The following is a 19,486-nucleotide window of genomic DNA, read 5'->3' on the forward strand; positions in this document are numbered from 1 at the left end:
TCTGTAAATTCCGCGCTCGTTCCCACGCTCCAGCGTGGGAACGCCGTTTTGTCCGCTCCCGTGGACTCAGCTCCTCTGTACTGATAGGCGTTGGCGGTTAGCCTACCGAGGCGCTTAATCGACGCTGGAGCGTCAGATCCCTCCTCCGTCGGGACCAGGTCTGCTCCCACGCTGGAGCGTGGGGAGCCAGCCGAAAGTCAATGCCAGTAGAAAATCAATAGGTTAGTTTTTAGACAGCCTCTAAGGCGCCCATGGCCGGGCGCGTCCCGACACCTTGATCATTGCCCGCGGTTAGGGCGGTGATCGGGAACAACCTGTCCTTAGAAGACTAGCAAAGGGGAAACCATGACCGCGAAAAATGCCTTCTACGCCCAGTCCGGCGGAGTCACCGCCGTGATCAATGCCTCCGCCTGCGGGGTGATCGAGACCGCCCGCCAGCATCCGGACCAGATCGCCAAGGTCTATGCCGGACGCAACGGCATCATCGGCGCCCTGACCGAGGATCTGATCGACACCAGCCAGGAGGCCGCCGAAAAGATCGCGGCCCTCCGTCACACGCCCTCCGGCGCCTTGGGCTCCTGCCGCTACAAGCTCAAGAGCCTGGAAGCCAACAAGCGTGAGTACGAGCGCCTGATCGAGGTCTTCAAGGCCCATGACATCGGCTACTTCTTCTATAACGGCGGCGGCGACTCCGCGGATACCTGTTATAAGGTCTCCCAGCTCTCCGATGCCATGGGCTATCCGGTCCAGGCGGTCCACATACCCAAGACGGTGGACAACGACCTGCCCATTACGGACAACTGTCCGGGCTTCGGTTCGGTTGCCAAATACATCGCCACCTCCACCCTGGAGGCCTCCTTCGATGTACGCTCCATGTGCGCCACCTCCACCAAGATCTTCGTCATCGAGGTCATGGGCCGCCACGCCGGCTGGATCGCTGCGGCCGGCGCCCTGGTGGCGGATCAGGGCATCCCGGTCCTGACCCTGTTCCCGGAGGTGGAGTTCGATCAGGACAAGTTCCTGGCGGCGGTCAAGGCCAAGGTCGAGCAATTCGGCTACTGCACCGTCTGCGTATCCGAGGGCTGCCACTGGCCGGATGGGCGCTTCCTGGCCGAGCAGGGTACCCGCGACGCCTTCGGTCACGCCCAGCTCGGTGGGGCGGCGCCGGTGGTCGCCAACATGATCAAGGAGGCCACGGGCTACAAGTTCCACTGGGCGGTGGCCGATTACCTGCAACGGGCAGCGCGCCACCTGGCCGCCAAATTCGATGTGGAACAGGCCTATGCCCTGGGTAAGGCCGGGGTGGAATTCGCACTCAAGGGCCACAATGCCATCATGCCCACGGTGGTACGCAAATCGTCGGATCCCTACATCTGGGAGGTCGGCGAGGCGCCCCTGTCGGAGGTGGCCAACGTAGAGAAGTTCATGCCCAACGACTTCATCACCGAGGATGGCTACGGCATCACCGACAAGTGCCGCGAGTATCTGTATCCGCTGATCCAGGGCGAGGATTACCCGCCCTATGAGAAGGGGATGCCCAAATACGTCACCTTGAAGAATGCACCGGTGCCCAAAAAGCTGGCTGCGTTCGAGCTCCAATAAAGCGGACGTTGGGAACCGGGGGGGCTCGCCCCAATGCCATTAAGTTAAGCCTCACAGCCCCTCTCCCCGCGGGAGGGTGTCGCAAAGCCCCTCCCCAGCCGGGAGAGGGGTTGGGGAGAGGGCGAAAAAAAACAGCGCCAGTTACGCTTAAATTTAACGGCATTGGGGCGAGCCCCCTGTCATCCCCTTATCTACCCTAGAATCGACAATCGAGAAACCCGAAGAGGAGTCAACCCAAATGTCAGAAGGTTCCATCTTTGCTCTCCTGTGCGGCGCCCTCGCCCTGGGATACGGCATCTGGTCCGTTAAATGGATTCTCGCCCTGCCGGACGGCAACGACCGCATGCGCGAGATCGCCGGCGCCGTCCAGGAAGGCGCCAAGGCCTATCTCAACCGCCAGTACACCACCATCGGGATCGTCGGCATCATCCTGGCCGTCATTCTATTCTTCGTTCTGGACCTCTATACGGCCATCGGCTTCGTGATCGGCGCCATCCTCTCCGGTGCCGCCGGTTACATCGGGATGAATATCTCGGTCAAGGCCAACGTGCGCACGGCGGAGGCTGCCAACAAGGGGCTCGACGCCGCGCTGCAGGTGGCCTTTCGCGGCGGCGCCATCACCGGCCTGCTGGTGGTAGGGCTGGGCCTGCTGGGCGTGGCCGGTTATTACGTGATCCTCAGCGCCATAGGCGTCGAGGAGAAGGGTATCCTGCACGCGCTCGTCGGCCTGGGCTTCGGCGGCTCCCTGATCTCCATCTTCGCCCGACTCGGGGGCGGCATTTTCACCAAGGGCGCCGACGTGGGCGCGGACCTGGTGGGTAAGGTCGAGGCCGGGATTCCCGAAGACGATCCCCGCAACCCCGCGGTCATCGCCGACAACGTGGGCGACAACGTGGGCGACTGCGCCGGCATGGCCGCCGACCTGTTCGAGACCTATGCGGTGACGGTGGTCGCCACCATGCTGCTGGGCTCCCTGCTGGTGGGGAGCACGGACGCCGTGATCTATCCCCTGGTGTTGGGCGGCGTGTCCATCATCGCCTCCGTCATCGGCACCTTCTTCGTCAAGGCCCATGAAGGCGATACCAAGATCATGTCGGCCCTTTACAAGGGCCTGGCGGTCGCCGGCGGCATTGCCTTGGTGCTTTTCATCCCCGTGACCTTGTGGCTGGTGCCGGAAACCATCACGATCGACAAGGTGACATACAGCCAATGGAGCCTCTACGGCGCGGCCGTCATCGGCCTGGTCCTGACTGGCCTGATGGTGTTCATCACCGAGTACTACACAGGCACCGAGTTCAACCCGGTGAGGCATATTGCCGATGCCTCTCAGACCGGACACGCCACCAACATCATCGCCGGCCTGGGTGTGGCCATGAAGTCCACCGCCGCCCCCGTGTTGGCCGTGTGTGCCGCCATCTGGGGTGCCTATGAGTTGGCGGGCCTCTACGGCATCGCCATCGCCGCTACCTCCATGCTCTCCATGACCGGCATCATCGTCGCCCTGGACGCCTTCGGTCCCATTACGGACAACGCCGGCGGCATCGCCGAGATGGCCGAGCTGGACGAGAAGATCCGCGGCATTACCGATCCCCTGGATGCCGTCGGCAACACCACCAAGGCCGTCACCAAGGGCTACGCCATCGGCTCCGCCGGGCTGGCCGCGTTGGTGCTGTTCGCCGACTACACCCATGCCCTGGGCGGTGGGACTCAGCTCAATTTCAGCCTCGAAAATCACATGATCATCATCGGGCTGTTCATCGGCGGCCTGGTGCCCTTCCTGTTCGGGGCCATGGCCATGGAAGCGGTCGGCCGCGCGGCGGGGGGCATCGTCAACGAGGTGCGCCGTCAGTTCCGCGAGATGCCGGGCATCATGGAGCACAAGCAAAAGCCTGACTACTCCAAGGCTGTGGATATGCTCACCAAGGATGCCATCAGGGAGATGCTCATCCCGTCTCTGTTGCCCGTGCTGGTACCCGTGGTCGTCGGGTTGCTGCTGGGTAAGGAGGCCCTGGGGGGCTTGCTCATCGGTACCATCGTCACGGGCCTCTTCGTCGCCATCTCCATGACCACCGGCGGTGGGGCCTGGGACAACGCCAAGAAGTACATCGAGGACGGCAACCTGGGCGGCAAGGGCTCCGAGGCCCACAAGGCCGCGGTCACCGGTGACACCGTGGGCGACCCCTACAAGGACACGGCAGGTCCGGCGGTCAATCCCCTGATCAAGATCATCAACATCGTCGCCTTGCTGATCGTGCCCGTGCTGCCGGCGACTCCCTTGCTGTAAGCGGTGGCTTGCCACGGGCACTCCTGATATCCCTCTCCCGCCGGGAGAGGGATAAGGGCAGGGAAGATGGCGATGCGCGCCCTCATGGGGTCGTGTCGCCATTTTCGTTTGGCTCTTTATGGATTCCGGACTGCTTTGGAGTGCGCCGGCAAAGCGGCGCGTCCGAATCCAACCTCGACCACGGGGATACCAACGGCGGTTACCGGGAATCCGGGCACTTGAGGTTTCACCCGCGTCGCGGCGACGGCGCTTTCCCCTGGCCACAGCGCCCTTACTTGGAACGGAGGTGTCGCCAAATCCAAAGCGGCGGCGGGCTTGTGCCCCTTGGCCGACACTCCGGTTATGCCAAGCGGTAGGCTGGGTTGAGGAACGAAACCCAGCGTTTACGAGCTGTAACCTGATAGCTAGTAAAAAGCCTTCCTAAGATGGAGGCCCTGTGCGCGGTGCAGATAAGCCTCTTGACGATCTACGGCAATTAGGGGCACAGCCTACCCCCTAGGTCCGGTTCGCCGGGCCACAACTTAACATCACGCGGAACAGCGTCGTAACCGGGCCTCAGAACGATGAATGTCGACAATCCCATGTCGGTTGAAGGCCAGTGCCGAGACACCCTTCAATAATACACTGCCGGGATCGCAATGAAATTCACTTTCAAGAATATCGGGTACGTCGATGATGGCGAGATAACGCTTGGGGATCTCACGGTTATTTGCGGTCGCAATAACGTCGGTAAGACCTATTTGAGTTACACCATCTATGGTTTTCTAAAATACCTCCGGCGGGTCGCCGGAATCCGGCTTGACCAGAAATCCCTGGACCAGCTCTATGAGACAGGCGTTTGTAGCGTCGATCTGCGGCGCTACGCTCAGGATGTGGTGAAGATCTTGGCGCGCGCCGGTAAAAACTTCTCGCGCGGTCTCCCTCGCTTTTTCAACACGACGGACGAATACTTCGCCCACTCGACCGTCGGGTTGGAGATCGAAGATTATGCCTTCGTCTCGGATTCCGAATTCAAGGGCGGAGTGAAATTCAGCGGTAAGGAGATGATTCGATTCGCCAAGAAGGAAGGCACGGAGACATTGGATGTGGTTCTCCAATCCGACAGCAGCAGCACTATCCCGAAGGAAATTCTCCAAGATATTCTTTCTGAGCACATTGCAGATGCATTATTCGATACGCTAGTACCAACTCCATTTGTCATAACCTCCGAGCGTACAGGGATTTCCCTCTTCTACAAAGAGCTGGACTACAGCAAGAGTGCGCTGCTCGATCATCTCGCCGATTCGGAGAAGCTAAACCCCATCGCACTCCTGAACACCCTGCGGTCACGCTATGCGGAGCCGATAAAGGATAATATCGACGTGGTACGAGATTATGATTCCCTCTGTAAACGCAAGAGCCATTTTCGAGATAACGACCAACCAGATTCTGGGGTGGTCGATGCATTGCTGAAATTGACCGACGGCTCATTCAAGAGCATGAATAAGCAGGTTATCTACGCGCCGCGCAAGGAACGTGGGCGGGACAAGGTGACCTTGCCTGTCTATATGGCTTCTTCATCCATCAAGTCCCTTTTTCTCATGGACTTCTACATTCGGCATCTAGCCCAAGATGGAGATATTCTGATAATCGACGAACCGGAGCTGAATCTTCATCCTGACAACCAACGACACATGGCTTGCCTGTTGGCACGTATGGTTAACTGTGGGATGCGGGTTCTCATCACTACTCACAGTGATTTCCTGGTTCGGGAGATCAATAACCTGATTATGTTGAGTAGTTCCATATCGGGTAAGGAAGCAATCATGGAGAGATATAAAATCTTAGAGGATGATATTCTGCGCCCGGAAAAAGTGCGTGCTTATACGGTTTCGAGTCGGCATCGAATCGAAGCCTTCAATGTGGATGAACATGGCGTAGATTTCAAATTATTCGATGAGCTTATCAACGAGGCGAATGCCTTGTCCGATGAGATCTACTACGCCATGGAAGATCGGCAATGATGGATACGCTAAAGATCCTGAAGAAGATCCTCAACAAAGATATCTTATTGCCCCCACCCGATGGTAACGGGATCCTCAGGGTAAAGGAACGTGCCAGAGAAGCAAAGATCAAAACGCTCGACATTTCCGGCGTCCCAGCAGACAGTGTTACTTTTACGCTCGATCATATACCGAACGATAAAAGCCGCAGAGTTTGCTTCAAGCAATTGTCCTGTTACTTGGACCCGACACATAAGTTCGTAAACAAAGGGTGTGACCTCGTCATCGTCAGTCGCTTCAAACGGAAATGGTGCGTTATGATATTGGATCTCAAATCCGATAAACCGAGGCTCAGGGAAACAGAGGCCCAATTGAAGAACTCCGAGGCGTTTGTGGCTTATACCCTGTCGTTGATTGCCACCCACTACCCGGACGATACGGTTTTTGACCCATATTTCGAGCTCGTGATCGTCACCACGAGAACGAAGAAGGGCCATGTTTATAGGCCGAACGATGCGCAATCCGAGAGAGGGCCTTTTCGCGAGGTGAATCCAACGCGATACCAGAAGGGTCAAGCAAAGATCCATTTCGGCAAGCTGATTGGCGTTTGATTTAGGGACCAACCGATGAGCTCTTGGATTAAAGCACACAGTCAGGAGATTCTGGAGCTGGCCTGTAGGCACAGCATGACCAATGTTCGTGTGTTCGGGGCGATGGTCCGCGGAGAGGCCAATAGAACCAGCAAGCCGGACCTTAATAATCAATCCCTCTAAGAAAGCGTAAGCGCGGCAGATGAGCGATCTGACCCATTTCAATGAATCCGGAGCGGCCCACATGGTGGACGTGGGCGCTAAGGATGTCACCCATCGCATAGCCGTGGCCGAGGGTCTGATCCGCATGGAGCCGGAGACCCTGGCCTTGATCCGCAGTGGCGGCCACAAGAAGGGCGATGTGCTGGCAATCGCGCGGATCGCCGGCATCATGGGGGCCAAGCGGACCGCCGATCTGGTGCCCCTGTGTCACCCCTTGGCCTTGACCAAGATCGCAATCGACCTCGAACCCCTCACCGAGAAACCGGCGGTCCATTGCCGCGCGGTGGTGGAGACCCGGGGCCGGACCGGGGTCGAGATGGAGGCCCTGTGTGCGGTACAGATAAGCCTGCTGACGATCTACGACATGTGCAAGGCCGTGGACCGGGGCATGTGCATCGAGTCCGTCCGTTTGCTCGAGAAAGCGGGAGGTAGATCCGGTCACTGGCGGCGTGGGGCCTGACAGTTAAGAGATTCGAGCCATATCATTTAGCCGGCTAGATTGCGGTTATGGTGGGGACGCCTCTTTTTTAGCCGCAAATCAACGCAAATAAACGCAAATCAGGGCCGATTCAATTTGCGTCCATTTGCGTTGATTTGCGGCTAACTCTTCCGTGAGGATTCTGCTCGCTCAATGCTATCGGTAGTTGAGAGCATCTGTACCGGCCGCTACAAGCGATATGCAGCACGGCGGAAAATCCATGGGTAACGGACAGAATCCCAAGTCTTCCATCAACCCTTTTTACCAGCGTGCCCGCTTTGTTACGGCCGTGGCCGAGATGGATCGAATGCCGCCGGATCAGGGCCGGGAAGTCGCCTTTGCCGGACGTTCCAACGCCGGTAAATCCAGCGCCATCAACACCATCTGCCACCGCCGGCAGCTCGCCAGGACCAGTAAGACACCGGGGCGGACCCAGCAAGTGGTCTTTTTTGCGCTGGACGAGACCCGACGCCTGGTGGATCTGCCCGGATACGGTTACGCCAAGGTCTCCGAGGCGGTGAAGCTCCAGTGGCAACGGCTGATGGCGTCCTATCTCGAACGGCGGCAGTCCCTAGCCGGACTCGTGGTGGTCATGGACATCCGCCATCCGCTGACGGCATTCGATCGGCAGATGCTCGAATGGGGCCGGCGGGCGGAGCTGGAGCTGCTCCTGCTGCTGACCAAGAGCGACAAGCTCAATCGCAGTGCGGCACGCGCCGAGCGGGAGCGGGTCGCAAAGGCCGTCGCTGCCACTGGAGGGCGCATCCGGGTCGAGCTCTTCTCGGCCCAAACCCGCTCAGGGACCGAGCCGGTCCACAGGGTGCTGGACCGATGGCTTGGGGTCGGGGATTAGCAATTTTCGTCAAATGACAGGCCATTGTTTTCTTGAGCCGATCTCACTCTTCCTAAGAGGCCGTCTAAAAACTAAGCCATTGATTTTAATCCGGTAGGCTGGGTCGAGGGACGCAACCTAAGCAAACCAGGCTTGCTCGTAAACGCCGGGTTTCGTTCCTCAACCCAGCCGACTCCCCGACTCTGGCCTACGGCCCTTTTTTAGACAGCCTCTAAACCCGAAGAACGATTATCTAAAGGGCACCTTGAAAGATGGGTGTTTTCGCCGATCAAGCGACTCTAACCTATTGATTAATCAGGTGTGTCGTTGACGAATACCATATTTTTCAAGGTGCCCTAAAATTATTCACTTTAGGGTTATATTGAGGATAAGAAAAATTATCCGGTGGCCTCTCATAAGGCCGCGGGACAGCCCGCCCCTCTCCCGCCGAGGGTGTCGCAAAAGTATGCCAGCCACCCCTGTCGGGTGGTGGCCATCCCTGGTCGGACCCGACCTACGGGCTGCCATCCGGCGGGTGACGGCGCGCCCACCGCCGCGGCAATCGCGGCGCTTGGCGCACGCGCCTGACCCGCCCTACGGGCTACAGGCTACGGGCTTTACCGGCCTAGGTGGCGCAGGCGTCCCGCCTGCAGGCGAGATGCTGCGCTACAGGGGTCGCTTGGCGACGCTGGAGCGTCAGATCCCTCCTCCGTCGGGACAAGCTTGCTCCCACGCCGGAGCGTGGGAGCCAGCAGCATGATCCCCTAGATGAATTCCCGGTAGTGGTAAATTTTTAAATGGTTAACGTAGAGCGATTCATCATGCCCCGTTGCTTGATTTGATCCCCTCTCCCTGGCCCCCTCGCTGCGCTCGGGGCAGGCTCTCTCCCGGCGGGAGGGGGTCGTAAAAGCCCCGCTCCCGGTCTCTGGTTCCCACGCAGCGAGACTGTGAAAGTATCACTGGATTTTCGAAGCCATAGGGACAGCACAACACAATTATCTACTTTAAGCCGAAAATACTTCTCTTAAATCCCACATGAGACAGAATTTAGTGTGAAATATGGTGGCTTAACCCCACCGTTTTCGGGGAAAACGAATACTTTCACAGTCTCAGCGCCTGGGAACGAGAAAACTAAGCCTGACTGATGACCATTTGGACCGGCAACTCGGTATTCAGGTCCTCCCCGATAGCCGGAAGGGCCAACGAAATATCGGTAGTCCCGGGAGCCGACAAGATGTCGGCGGTCCCAGGGGCCGACAAGATGTCGGCGGTTCCGGGGACGCGAGTCCGGCTGGGACCGCCGTCTTTCAGACGGCTTACGGACCCCATCACCAGCTGTCGGCAACGCCCAGAGCAGACGCCTTCCGGGCCGCACCGGATAACGCCGGACAGCCGGCAGGTTTGATTCCCGTGTATACCACCGGCCTGATGCTCTCCGCGGCGCGGAGCTTCCAGCTTCCCACGCAGCGCGTGGGAACGAAAAAAGGGTGGCCTATCCCCAAACCATGCAGGCGAGACGCCTGCGCTACGTCGGGCGTCACCTTTTACGACACCCTCGGTGGGAGAGGGAGTGCAACCTGTGGCGTGCCCAATACACGGCGAGTGGCACTGTTTCCATTTAAACCTTAACCACTACCCCCATGCTGCCTTGTCCTGAGATCCTGCACCGGCACCCCCTGTCTCTCTGGGTGGAGCGATTGCCTGAACTGCAAGAGCGGTTGACGGCGGCGGGGTTCGGCATTGGTCCCGATCGCTGGTTGAACCTCCAGGATCTCCTGTTTCGCTTCTATGAGGAAGGGCGGCTGCCCCAGGAGATCCGGGCGCTACGTAAATTTATGCGGCCTCTGTTTTGCCGCAATCCCGAAGAATCCGCAGCCTTCGACGATTGTTTCTCTGGCTCCCACGCTCCAGCGTGGGAGCAAGCCTTGTCCCGACGGAGGAGGGATCTTGGCCGCTGGAGCGGCCACAATGATTTTTCAGGGCCGGCTCAGGCCAGCGCGCGTTCGATCAGCCTTTTGACCGGGGTGAACTTATCTTTGAAGAGACTGGGGCGATCCCGCGGTGTCAGGACATCATTGGCATAGGCCAGCATGTCGCCGATGTGGCGGTAGAACTCGCCGATGAGCCTGAAGCGGCGGAAATCTTCTGCGCCTATGACCTCCGGACCATGCTCGCGGATCAGCCTGTCCAACTCATGGTGCTCGGTCTTCCAATGTACGGCATGATCGATGCGCTCGCGGGGGGTGGCGATGCAGGCATCGTCTTGGATCAAAGGCACGATACGACGCAGGAAATCCTGGTCCCGCTGCCGGGCATTGGTATAGAGGCGGTAGAGTTCGGTCATACAGTATTCGGAGCGCAGATAGTCCCGGCTCAGGATCACCAGCACACAGCGGCCCGCGCTCAGGCGCTCCATATAACGGGAGATGCGGTCGCCGGGCTGGAGCTCGGTGCTGTCGCGACGGATGTGCCGGCCCTGTTCCTCCAGCTCAGTGCAGAGCGCATCGACCAAGGGGTCCTGCCGTTCCCGGTCCCAGGCATAAGAGACATAGACCTCGGGCTTGGCCGGCGGAACGGGCGGCGGTGTGGCTGGCTGGATCTGCTTAGGGTCCGGATCCATCCTGCTCGCCGGCAGCGGCTCCAGCAATTGGCCGGACCGGCCCAAGCGTTCGTCGAGTTCTTTGATCCGTTCGACCAGCCGCGCCAACAGGGTCGCGGCGCCTTTACCCTTGACACGAATGCGAATCCGTCCGCCATGGCCTGCGGCATCCGGTAGCTCCTCGATCATGGCGGTAGCGCGAGTCTCCTTGTCATACAGACAGAGGCCATAGCGCCAGTAGAGGGCCGTGGAGTCGGCCAGGCCGCCGAGCGCGGAGAGCAGCGAGCGGGCGATGGCCGGCGACAGGAAGGGATAGACAAAGGCCGTCTCCAGGGGCTCGTCCGGCAGCAGATCCCAACGCGCCGCAAGCGCGTCGGCAAGCGATTCGTTCCTTTCGGGGGGGCCTGCCGGCAACAGATCCGGCGCCACATACTCGGTCTCCTCGTCCGAGTCGCCGTAGCGGTGGATGAAGCAGATGCCGCTGGTCTGCATCATTCTCAGCAGTGATGCCTGGTCGGCTTTGGAGAACCCACGTCTGCCCCACAAGAGCGCATCCAGGTCGGCACGGGTGAAGCGGCCACCGAGACGGCGCAGGATCTCATAGACGCCTCCCTCGCGTGTGAACAGGGCATAGACCGCATTCAGCATCCAGGACTGATCCAGCACCAACTGATTGTCGAACAGCTGCGGCTGGTAATAGAGCATACCGGCATGGTGCAGGACCTCAACGAAGGTATCGGCGCCCTGGACCCCGTGTTCCCGGCACAGGGTTGCAAACTCTTGGTAGGGCAGCAAGCGGTAGCGGCGGCGGGTCGCATCGGTCTCCCGGGCATCCGTGTCGCGCCAGGCCCGTAGCTGCTCCCAGACCGCAAGCCGGTTGCGGCCAATCAATGGCTGGCCCTGGACCTGATGGAGCTGTCGCACCGCCTGTTGCAAGGCATCCAGCAGCCGGGGCCGACCGCTGTTGTCTTTGGCGCTGTAAGCGACCCGGGTGAACAGCCGGCCACCCTGGAGCAGCGGGGACAGCAGATTCTCAGCTACCGGCAGGTTCAGGTATTCGCCGCGTCCCTGGTCGCACTGGTTCTGGACCAGGATCACCGGGCTCCGGTCGCCGCCCAGATGGCGGATGTACTCCAGCCAATAGGGCAGTGGCCGGTTGCGGAAGACCATGCCGCCGTGTGTATGGTCCCCCTGCTCACTGGCCGGGGTCCAGACCAGCAGGAACACCGCTCGGGTGCGCATGAACAAGGCATGGGTGCCGTGGTAGATGTCCTGGCCGCCGAAATCCCACAGATTCAGGACCGCGTCTTCCTGGTTCTCCGGCATCGCCAGCGCCACCGAGGTCACACTGATGCCGTGGGTGGAATCCGCATCCGCCTCGAATGTCTCCCCCCGCAGCCGCCGGCAGATTTGAGTCTTACCGATGCGGCCATTGCCGAGCACGATGACCTTGAGATCCCGCAAGGGCGCCGCGCCGGTATCGAGATCGGCCAGATGCGCCCGCAATCGGAACAGACAATTGTCTCCACGGTGTTGGGACAGGACTTCAGCCGGGATGTGGCCGAGCCCCAGTCGGGCATCGATGATGAATTTTTTCAAATCGGGCAATCCGATGACCGATTCAGGGAGATCGGTGACCTGGGTCCCCCAGCAGTTGAGTCTCCGCAGCGCGGAGCAGCCGGCCAGCGGTGTCAGATCGGCCACTTGGGTACCCCTGCAGTCGAGGGATTCCAGTGCGGAGCAGCCGGCCAGCGGTGTCAGATCGGCGATTTGGATGTCCCAGCAGCTGAGGGATTGCAGTGCGGAGCAGCCGGCCAGCGGGGACAGATCAGCGACTTGGGTAAACAAGCAGTCAAGGAATTCCAGCGCGGAGCAGCCGGCCAGCGGTGTCAGATCGGCGACGCGGGTGCCCCCGCAGCGGAGGGACCGGAGTACGGAGAGATCGGCCAGCGGCGCCAGATCGGCCACTTGGGTGCCCCAGCAGCTGAGGGATTGCAGGGCGGAGAGATCGGCCAGGGGGGCCAAGTCCTGCAGGTTTGTGCCGGAGCAATCCAGACTACGCAGGCGCAGGAGCCCGGTCAGCCAGGACCCAATGGGCTCGATGCGGTTGGGGTTATCTGCTGCGGCGCCTTCCCACTCCCCCTTGCTAAGCAGGAAACTCAAACTACCCTTGCTGAATCCACCCAACCTCAGTGCTTCCAGCCAGTCCAGGTCCGATAGCTCCGGCGGCGGCCGGGTCAGGCCCAGGTTGCTGAGATCCAAGCGGCCGGTACGGGCAAGCTGCTCGGCCGCGATGCGCTCACGGGCGATGTCGAGGCGTTCTGTAGTCTGCCGTTGGTCCTTGCTCATAAGCCGGGATTTTATCCGGTAGGGTGGGCTGTGCCCATCTCTGGCTCCCACGCTGGAGCGTCACTGCCATTAAGTTAGTGTCAACGGCCTCAGTAGCAGAGCTTGCGTCGGCGCCGATAGAAATCGAGTAAGCCTCTGGCGGAGGTGTTGCGACGCGGGGGGTTGCGGTCTTGGCGCTGAGAGCAGGGATTGGTCATAAACAGGGCCGTGAGGCGCTCGCAGAGCGCCTCGATGATGTTCGTATCGCTGATGAGCATCTGCAGGGCGTTGTGCTTGATGGCATTGAAGGAGACAGCGCGGTTGACCTGCTGGGGGTGGCGGGTCGGTTTGGCATCGAGGTTGACCTGTGCGCTTTCGGTGAGCAACGACTCCAGGCCGCTGAGGAAGACGGTGGCGAAGAAATCCTGGCGCACCGCCTCGGGACCGAGGCCGGTGAAATTCGCCAACGCCAAGCGCGTCTTGAGCACCCCATAGAAGCTCGCCACACCCCAGCGCTGGTGGTAGAGCGCGCGCCATCGCACAAGGACGTCACCAGCACTTCCCATTCCCCGGTGCTCAGGCGCACACGCACGAAGCGCACACGCATACGCATCGGCAGGGCACGGCGGCGGATGTCCGCCGCCTTTTGCGAGCAGGGCGTGAGCGTGACGACTTGGCTGTCGGCACCCTGACCGCGCAGCATGGCTCGGGCCTGCTTGAAGGAGGCCGCCGAGCAACGGATCGCGAAGTCGATGCCACGCTGACTGAGTTCCGCCAGCAGATGATAGGAGGGGTCGTTGCGATCGGCCAACAGCAAGTCGCCCGGGCGGGCATGCTCCAGATGCGCCACCGCCAAATCCACCTCATAGGCATCGGCCCGCTCCAGACGTGCGTCCAGGGCCACGCGGTTGCACAGATCATAGAGCACCGAGGCCAAGGCATCGGGGTGCTCTCCTTGCACCTTGCTGTCTTTGCCATTGCTGTAGGCGATGGTGCCAAAGGCCTCGCGCACGGCATCCGTGTCGGGCAGCAGCACCTTCGAGCCGTCCACTCCCAGCAGTCGAAACCCCCAGTAACGCGGGTAATCATCATCGCTGTAGAGCGTCTCTACCACGGCCTTCTCATTGATCTCGATAAAGGCCGTGTGCTTGAGTTGGTAACGTGCCTGGCAGAACGCGCTTGCCGTGACCAGCTCATCGCCCAGCCAGTTCAGCGCTTCGTTGAGGAGGTTCTGCAACGACTTCACGCTTTTTCTCAGCACCAAGGTCACCACCACGGCGAACGTGAGCACCCGCTCACGGGTGAAGGACCGCGCTGAGCTGCGATGGCGGGCCTTGAAGTCATCCTCGGTCAGCAGCTCACGGGTCTTCTCGATCCCCCGGTGACTTTTTTGCTCATTGCTATGATCTCGAAAAAACGTGAAGTATGCGGCATATTTTTGCGCTTTTCCTTAACTTAATGGCAGTGACGCTCCAGCGTGGGAACGCCGTCTTGTCCGCTCCAGCGGACGCAGCTCTTCTGTGCTGATCGGCGTTGGCGGTTATCCGACCTTGGTTCCTTTGGGCTGGTGGGTAATGCTTTCCGTAGGTGGTGGTTGATATTTAAATGATTTGTTGGGCACGCCGCCGTCCAAAGATGCGGTTCGCTGCCTACCTGCCCCCTGTCTGCCGTACCGGCCTGTCTGCGTGCGGGACGCACAGGCAGGCGTCCCTGGGGCGGTCGGCAGGCGCTCACCACACCATCGATGCGGTTCGCCGCCGGGCGCGTCCCGCGCCCGGCGGCTCACCACATCCTACCGGCTTTGCCCAACCGACGAGCTTCACCCCGCTCCCACCGGGAGAGAGCCTGCCCCGAGCGCAGCGAGGGGGCCGGGGTGAGGGGATCCAAAAAGCAACCGGGAGTGGTCGATGAATCGCTCCAGGCTACCACTTGAAAATTTACCACTACCCTTTCTGTGACGATGGGGCCAATCGTTGACAGGCCAAGGTAAGCGGCAACAGAATGTCGCTCAGCCGTGGCGGGCCGGCGGCTCGGCGGCAAAACGGGCTAGTACCCTATTTCATCCAATTTTGCTTGTTGTCATTTCGAGCGAAGCAAGAAATCCTTGTCCGACGAAGGAAGGATCTTGTAACTTTGTGGTTGTCTTATCGCCAAAGAGCTCTCCCTTCGGTCGAGATGACAGAGGCCGGTTTTATCAGAAAATTTTACTGAAACGAGGTACTAGGGCCGGTTTGGATGTCCCTCCGCCAAATCCGGGTCGGTGCGGTGGGAAGCGGATGGTGATGGTTCGCTGTTGTCCGTCACCCCGGATACCGAAAAAAACCTATCTACCAGGGGAGTGGCTACTGATGACACCCGAGAATCGCGCTGCCTACTGGTCAGCAAATCTGCGTTTGCTGATCGTTCTGCTCACCATCTGGTTCCTGGTCTCCTACGGCTTCGGAATCCTGTTGGTGGACGTGCTCAACACCATTTCGTTCGGTGGTTACAAGCTGGGTTTCTGGTTCGCTCAGCAGGGGGCTATGTACACCTTTCTCGTTCTGATCTTCGTCTATGCCGTGCGTATGGGTCAGCTCGACAAGAAATTCGGCGTTCACGAAGATTGAGATACGGGGGAAAGATCGGTGGATCTAAAAGTTCTTACCTACATCATCGTCGGCGTGACCTTCGCGGTCTACATCGGCATCGCGTTTTGGGCCCGCGCCGCATCTACCGGCGAGTTCTACGTCGCCGGCAAGGGTGTCAACCCGATCGCCAACGGGATGGCGACCGCCGCGGACTGGATGTCCGCCGCCTCCTTCATCTCCATGGCGGGCCTGATCGCCTTCGGCGGCTATGGCACCTCGGTGTTTCTGATGGGCTGGACCGGCGGCTATGTGCTGTTGGCCATGCTGCTGGCGCCCTATCTGCGCAAGTTCGGGAAGTTCACGGTGCCGGAGTTTATCGGCGAGCGCTACTACTCTAAGACCGCTCGCATCGTGGCCGTCCTGTGCCTGATCATTGCGTCCATTACCTATGTCATCGGTCAGATGAAGGGGATCGGCGTGGCCTTCTCCCGGTTTCTGGAGATGAGCTATGAGTGGGGCCTGTATGTGGGCATGGGGGTGGTGTTCATCTACGCCGTTCTCGGCGGCATGAAGGGCATCACCTATACCCAGATCGCCCAATACTGTGTGCTGATCTTCGCCTACACGATCCCGGCGATCTTCATCTCGCTCAACCTGACGGGAATGCCGATCCCTCAGATCGGTTTGGGTAGCGAGATGACCGACGGCTCCGGAACCTACCTGCTGGACAAGCTGGACCTGGTGGTTACGGAGCTCGGCTTCAAGGAGTATTCGACTCAGGTCATGGGCAGCAAGCTCAACATGTTCGTCTACACCCTGTCGCTGATGATCGGGACCGCGGGCCTGCCCCACGTCATCATCCGCTTCTTCACCGTACCCAAGGTCGCCGACGCCCGTAGCTCGGCCGGTTGGGCCCTGGTGTTCATCGCCATTCTCTACACCACGGCACCCGCCGTCGGTGCCATGGCTCGCCTGAATCTGCTGGAGACCATCCAGGTCGGTCCCGTCGGTGAAGAGACCGGCAACCTGGTCTACGACGAGCGTCCGCAGTGGTTCAAGAACTGGGAGACCACAGGTCTCTTGCAGTTCGAGGACAAGAACGGCGACGGGCGCATTCAGTACTACAACGACAAGAACGAGGCATTCGCGGCCCAGGCCGAGTCCTTCGGTTGGAGGGGCAATGAGATGGTCAAGGTCGACAAGGACATCATGGTCCTTGCCAATCCGGAGATCGCCGGTCTGCCGAACTGGGTCATCGCGCTGGTGGTAGCCGGCGGTCTGGCGGCCGCGCTCTCGACGGCCGCCGGGCTCCTGCTCGCCATCTCCTCGGCCATCTCCCATGACCTGCTCAAGGGCGTGTTCTGGACCGGCATCTCGGAGCAGGGAGAGCTGCTGGCGGGACGTATCTCCATGGCCGGCGCCATCGTCCTGGCCGGATACTTCGGTCTGCACCCGCCGGACTTCGCGGCCGGCACCGTGGCCATCGCCTTCGGTCTGGCGGCGAGCTCCATCTTCCCGGTGCTGATGATGGGTATCTTCAACAAGAAGGTGAATAAGACCGGCGCCATCTGGGGCATGATCGCGGGTATCGGCGTGACCATGGCCTATGTGTTCCAGCACAAGGGTATCTTCTTCGTCCCCGGCACCGCGTTCTTGGGCGACCTGGAACCGCACTGGTTCTTAGGGATATCGCCGAATGCCTTCGGGGCGGTTGGGGCACTGGTCAACTTTGGGGTGGCGATCCTGGTCTCGAAGGTGACCGCGGAGCCGCCGGAGCATATCCAACACCTGGTCGAGGACATCCGGGTCCCCAGGAGTGTCGGAGAGGCCCCTGCCCATTGACGCGCCGTCAAGACCCGGTGTCTTCCTTAAGCCCCGCTCAGGCGGGGCTTTTTCGTTAGTTGGAATGACCTGCTAGGAGAACCCATGCGCGGCGAGGAATTTCGGCTGGCTCCCCACGCTCCAGCGTGGGAGCAGACCTGGTCCCGACGGAGGAGGGATCTGACGCCCCAGCGTCGATTAAGCGCCTCGGTCGGCTAACAGCCAACGCCTATCAGCACCGAGGAGCTGCGTCCGCTGGAGCGGACAAGATGCCGTTCCCACGCTGGAGCGTGGGAACGAGCGTGAACATCCGGGTCCCCAGGAGTGTCGGAGAGGCCCCTGCCCATTGACGCGCCGTCAAGACCCGGTGTCTTCCTTAAGCCCCGCTCAGGCGGGGCTTTTTCGTTAGCTGGAATGACCTGCTAGGCGAACCCATGCGCGGCGAGGAATGCTGCCGTGATGCCTTGGGCATCGGGGTCCGCGGCCTTGTCACCGAGTACCAGGCGCTCGAGATAACGGGCGAGGAGGTCCACCTCGAGGTTGACCCGGGTCCCCGGACCGTATGCGCTCATGATGGTTTCTTGTAGGGTGTGGGGAATGATATTGAGCTCAAATACCCGGCCCTTTACGCCGTTGACGGTCAGGCTGACACCGTCCACGCCGATGGACCCCTTGTGCGCGATGTAGCGCGCGAGCTCCGGGGGCGCCTCGATTCTGAACCGGATCGAGCGTGCGTCCTGGTGACGATCCAGCACCTTGCCCAGGCCGTCCACGTGGCCGCTCATCAGATGGCCGCCGAGGGGCGTCGCCAGGGTCAGGGCCGGCTCCAGATTCACCCGACTTCCGGTCCGCAGGTCTCCGAGCGTGGTCAAAGCCAGGGTCTCGCGGGATACGTCCGCCGCGAAGTCGGAACCTGCGACGAGCACCGCCGTCAGGCAGACCCCGTTGACCGCAATGCTGTCGCCGGGAGCAATGCCCGTCATGTCGAGCTTGCCCGTACCCAGGGTCAAGCGAACATCGCCCCCGCGGGGCTCCAGGGTATGGATCTCGCCGATGGCTCGGATAATGCCCGTGAACATGGTCTTGCCCTAAGTTGAGTGCCCAGGCTGATCTGCTACTATAATCCAAGTCCTGCAAGTGTACTGCTCAGGCGAGCAGAAGACATTCAACGTGAGTTGTTTTTTCCTGTTGAAACAGGGACCCTTGGATCCTCCGTTCTCTACCCTCTGCCTCCCTCAGCTTGAACATTCTTGCCGTCGATACCTCCGGTGAAGCCTGCTCCGCGGCGCTCCTGATCGGCACTGAGCTCAGGCAACGCCTGGCGCGGGAGCCGCGCCGGCATGGGGAGCTGGTCTTGACCATGATGGATGGGCTCCTCGCCGAGGCCGGTATCGGCCTGACCCGACTCGATGCCCTGGCGTTCGGCCGGGGTCCGGGTTCCTTCACGGGCGTGCGGATTGCCACATCGGTGGTACAGGGTGCGGCCTATGGCGCGGAGCTGCCGGTGGTGCCGGTATCGACCTTGGCTGCCCTAGCGCAGGGGTATTTTCGGTCCAACGGCTCGTCCCGGGTCTTGGCGGCCTTCGATGCCCGCATGGGGGAACTCTACTGGGGGTCTTACCTGCTTGGCGACGGGGATCTCATGCGAGCGGCGGGGGCGGAGGAGGTCGCCTCCCCGGAGGCGGTTGCGCTCCCGGCGGGTGGTAGCTGGAGCGGAGTCGGCAGCGGTTGGGCCACCTATGGTGAGGTGCTGCGCGGGCGTCTGGGATCGCGGCTCCTGGCGGTGACGCCGGATACCCTGTGTGAGTCGCGGGATGTTGCGGTGCTGGCCGCCGCCGAGCTCGCGCAGGGCCACTGGGTGACCGCGGAGCAGGCCCGACCCCTTTATCTCCGCGAGCGGGTGACTTCCTCCGGCTAGTACCCAAAATTCATGACGACTGCAACGCGACCATGGCAGGGCCTGTGGCGGTGTTGGGCACAAACGACGAATCACGCGAATCTGCGCGAATTGGATTTTTTGTGCCCATGGGAACATTCGCGTCGATTCGTGTGATTCCTAAGTTAAGAGGCTGTCTAAAAACTAACCGATTGATTTTAAGTCGGTAGGCTGGGGTGAGGAACGAACCCCAGCTGTGGTTATTGCTGGGTTTTGGCCGTCCCTGGCCGCAACCCAGCCTACGG

14 protein-coding genes are annotated in these 19,486 nt (G+C 60.6%); 11 read left to right on the forward strand and 3 right to left on the reverse strand.

The window, feature by feature from the left end:
* Positions 1–345: 345 nt before the first annotated feature.
* From E1958_RS05990 to E1958_RS20170, 7 genes are all read left to right on the forward strand, one after another.
* A complete protein-coding gene (locus tag E1958_RS05990; protein ID WP_133511067.1) occupies positions 346–1,602 on the forward strand; it encodes a 6-phosphofructokinase in 1,257 nt (418 codons plus the stop codon).
* Positions 1,603–1,840: 238 nt separating this feature from the next.
* Positions 1,841–3,886: a sodium-translocating pyrophosphatase gene (locus E1958_RS05995; RefSeq protein WP_133511068.1), complete on the forward strand. Its 2,046-nt coding sequence runs from the start codon at positions 1,841–1,843 to the stop codon at positions 3,884–3,886.
* Positions 3,887–4,524: 638 nt separating this feature from the next.
* The gene (locus E1958_RS06000) at positions 4,525–5,889 is read left to right on the forward strand and encodes an AAA family ATPase (RefSeq protein WP_133511069.1); all 1,365 of its coding nucleotides are present in this window, start codon (positions 4,525–4,527) and stop codon (positions 5,887–5,889) included.
* Positions 5,886–6,479, forward strand: coding sequence for a hypothetical protein (locus tag E1958_RS06005; RefSeq protein ID WP_133511070.1), 594 nt, complete (start codon positions 5,886–5,888; stop codon positions 6,477–6,479). The genes E1958_RS06000 and E1958_RS06005 overlap by 4 nt, the downstream gene beginning before the upstream one ends.
* Before the next feature lie 181 nt (positions 6,480–6,660).
* Positions 6,661–7,140 carry a cyclic pyranopterin monophosphate synthase MoaC gene (gene moaC, locus E1958_RS06010; RefSeq protein WP_089724257.1) on the forward strand — a complete coding sequence of 160 codons (480 nt, stop codon included), beginning with the start codon at positions 6,661–6,663 and terminating at the stop codon, positions 7,138–7,140.
* A gap of 268 nt (positions 7,141–7,408) precedes the next feature.
* Positions 7,409–8,011, forward strand: a complete 603-nt coding sequence (gene yihA / locus E1958_RS06015) for a ribosome biogenesis GTP-binding protein YihA/YsxC (RefSeq protein WP_133511127.1) — start codon at positions 7,409–7,411, stop codon at positions 8,009–8,011.
* 1,213 nt (positions 8,012–9,224) lie between these two features.
* Entirely contained in the window at positions 9,225–9,395 is a 171-nt protein-coding gene (locus E1958_RS20170) for a hypothetical protein (protein WP_166664602.1), read from the forward strand.
* A 582-nt stretch (positions 9,396–9,977) separates the two neighbouring features.
* On the opposite strand, the gene E1958_RS06020 is transcribed toward E1958_RS20170, so the two are convergent.
* Positions 9,978–12,938 carry a COR domain-containing protein gene (locus E1958_RS06020; RefSeq protein WP_133511071.1) on the reverse strand — a complete coding sequence of 987 codons (2,961 nt, stop codon included), beginning with the start codon at positions 12,936–12,938 and terminating at the stop codon, positions 9,978–9,980.
* Positions 12,939–13,027: 89 nt separating this feature from the next.
* Positions 13,028–13,459: a hypothetical protein gene (locus E1958_RS20785; protein ID WP_133511072.1), complete on the reverse strand. Its 432-nt coding sequence runs from the start codon at positions 13,457–13,459 to the stop codon at positions 13,028–13,030.
* A 131-nt stretch (positions 13,460–13,590) separates the two neighbouring features.
* Between E1958_RS20785 and E1958_RS20790 the strand changes: the two genes are divergently transcribed.
* The 3 genes from E1958_RS20790 to E1958_RS06040 all read left to right on the forward strand — a co-directional run bounded on the left by E1958_RS20790 (position 13,591) and on the right by E1958_RS06040 (position 17,326).
* Positions 13,591–14,235 carry a hypothetical protein gene (locus E1958_RS20790; RefSeq protein WP_133511073.1) on the forward strand — a complete coding sequence of 215 codons (645 nt, stop codon included), beginning with the start codon at positions 13,591–13,593 and terminating at the stop codon, positions 14,233–14,235.
* Between the two features lie 1,030 nt (positions 14,236–15,265).
* Positions 15,266–15,523: a DUF4212 domain-containing protein gene (locus E1958_RS06035; protein WP_176722367.1), complete on the forward strand. Its 258-nt coding sequence runs from the start codon at positions 15,266–15,268 to the stop codon at positions 15,521–15,523.
* 18 nt (positions 15,524–15,541) lie between these two features.
* Positions 15,542–17,326, forward strand: a complete 1,785-nt coding sequence (locus E1958_RS06040; protein WP_133511074.1) for a sodium:solute symporter family protein — start codon at positions 15,542–15,544, stop codon at positions 17,324–17,326.
* 401 nt (positions 17,327–17,727) lie between these two features.
* Here E1958_RS06040 and E1958_RS06045 read toward each other — a convergent pair whose 3' ends face one another.
* A complete protein-coding gene (locus E1958_RS06045; protein ID WP_133511075.1) occupies positions 17,728–18,384 on the reverse strand; it encodes a riboflavin synthase in 657 nt (218 codons plus the stop codon).
* 161 nt (positions 18,385–18,545) lie between these two features.
* On the opposite strand from E1958_RS06045, the gene tsaB reads away from it, so the two are divergent.
* Positions 18,546–19,223, forward strand: a complete 678-nt coding sequence (gene tsaB / locus E1958_RS06050; RefSeq protein ID WP_133511076.1) for a tRNA (adenosine(37)-N6)-threonylcarbamoyltransferase complex dimerization subunit type 1 TsaB — start codon at positions 18,546–18,548, stop codon at positions 19,221–19,223.
* Positions 19,224–19,486 lie beyond the last annotated feature (263 nt).

Source organism: Candidatus Thiosymbion oneisti, assembly GCF_004359955.1.
GTDB lineage: Bacteria > Pseudomonadota > Gammaproteobacteria > Chromatiales > Chromatiaceae > Thiosymbion > Thiosymbion oneisti.

Coding starts and splice junctions, on each gene's coding strand:
- E1958_RS06045 (WP_133511075.1), bottom strand. CDS start 18,384: ATGTTCACGGGCATTATCCGAGCCATCGGCGAGATCCATACCCTGGAG.
- E1958_RS20170 (WP_166664602.1), top strand. CDS start 9,225: ATGTCGGCGGTCCCAGGGGCCGACAAGATGTCGGCGGTTCCGGGGACG.
- E1958_RS06035 (WP_176722367.1), top strand. CDS start 15,266: ATGACACCCGAGAATCGCGCTGCCTACTGGTCAGCAAATCTGCGTTTG.
- E1958_RS05990 (WP_133511067.1), top strand. CDS start 346: ATGACCGCGAAAAATGCCTTCTACGCCCAGTCCGGCGGAGTCACCGCC.
- E1958_RS05995 (WP_133511068.1), top strand. CDS start 1,841: ATGTCAGAAGGTTCCATCTTTGCTCTCCTGTGCGGCGCCCTCGCCCTG.
- E1958_RS06000 (WP_133511069.1), top strand. CDS start 4,525: ATGAAATTCACTTTCAAGAATATCGGGTACGTCGATGATGGCGAGATA.
- E1958_RS06020 (WP_133511071.1), bottom strand. CDS start 12,938: ATGAGCAAGGACCAACGGCAGACTACAGAACGCCTCGACATCGCCCGT.
- moaC (WP_089724257.1), top strand. CDS start 6,661: ATGAGCGATCTGACCCATTTCAATGAATCCGGAGCGGCCCACATGGTG.
- E1958_RS06005 (WP_133511070.1), top strand. CDS start 5,886: ATGATGGATACGCTAAAGATCCTGAAGAAGATCCTCAACAAAGATATC.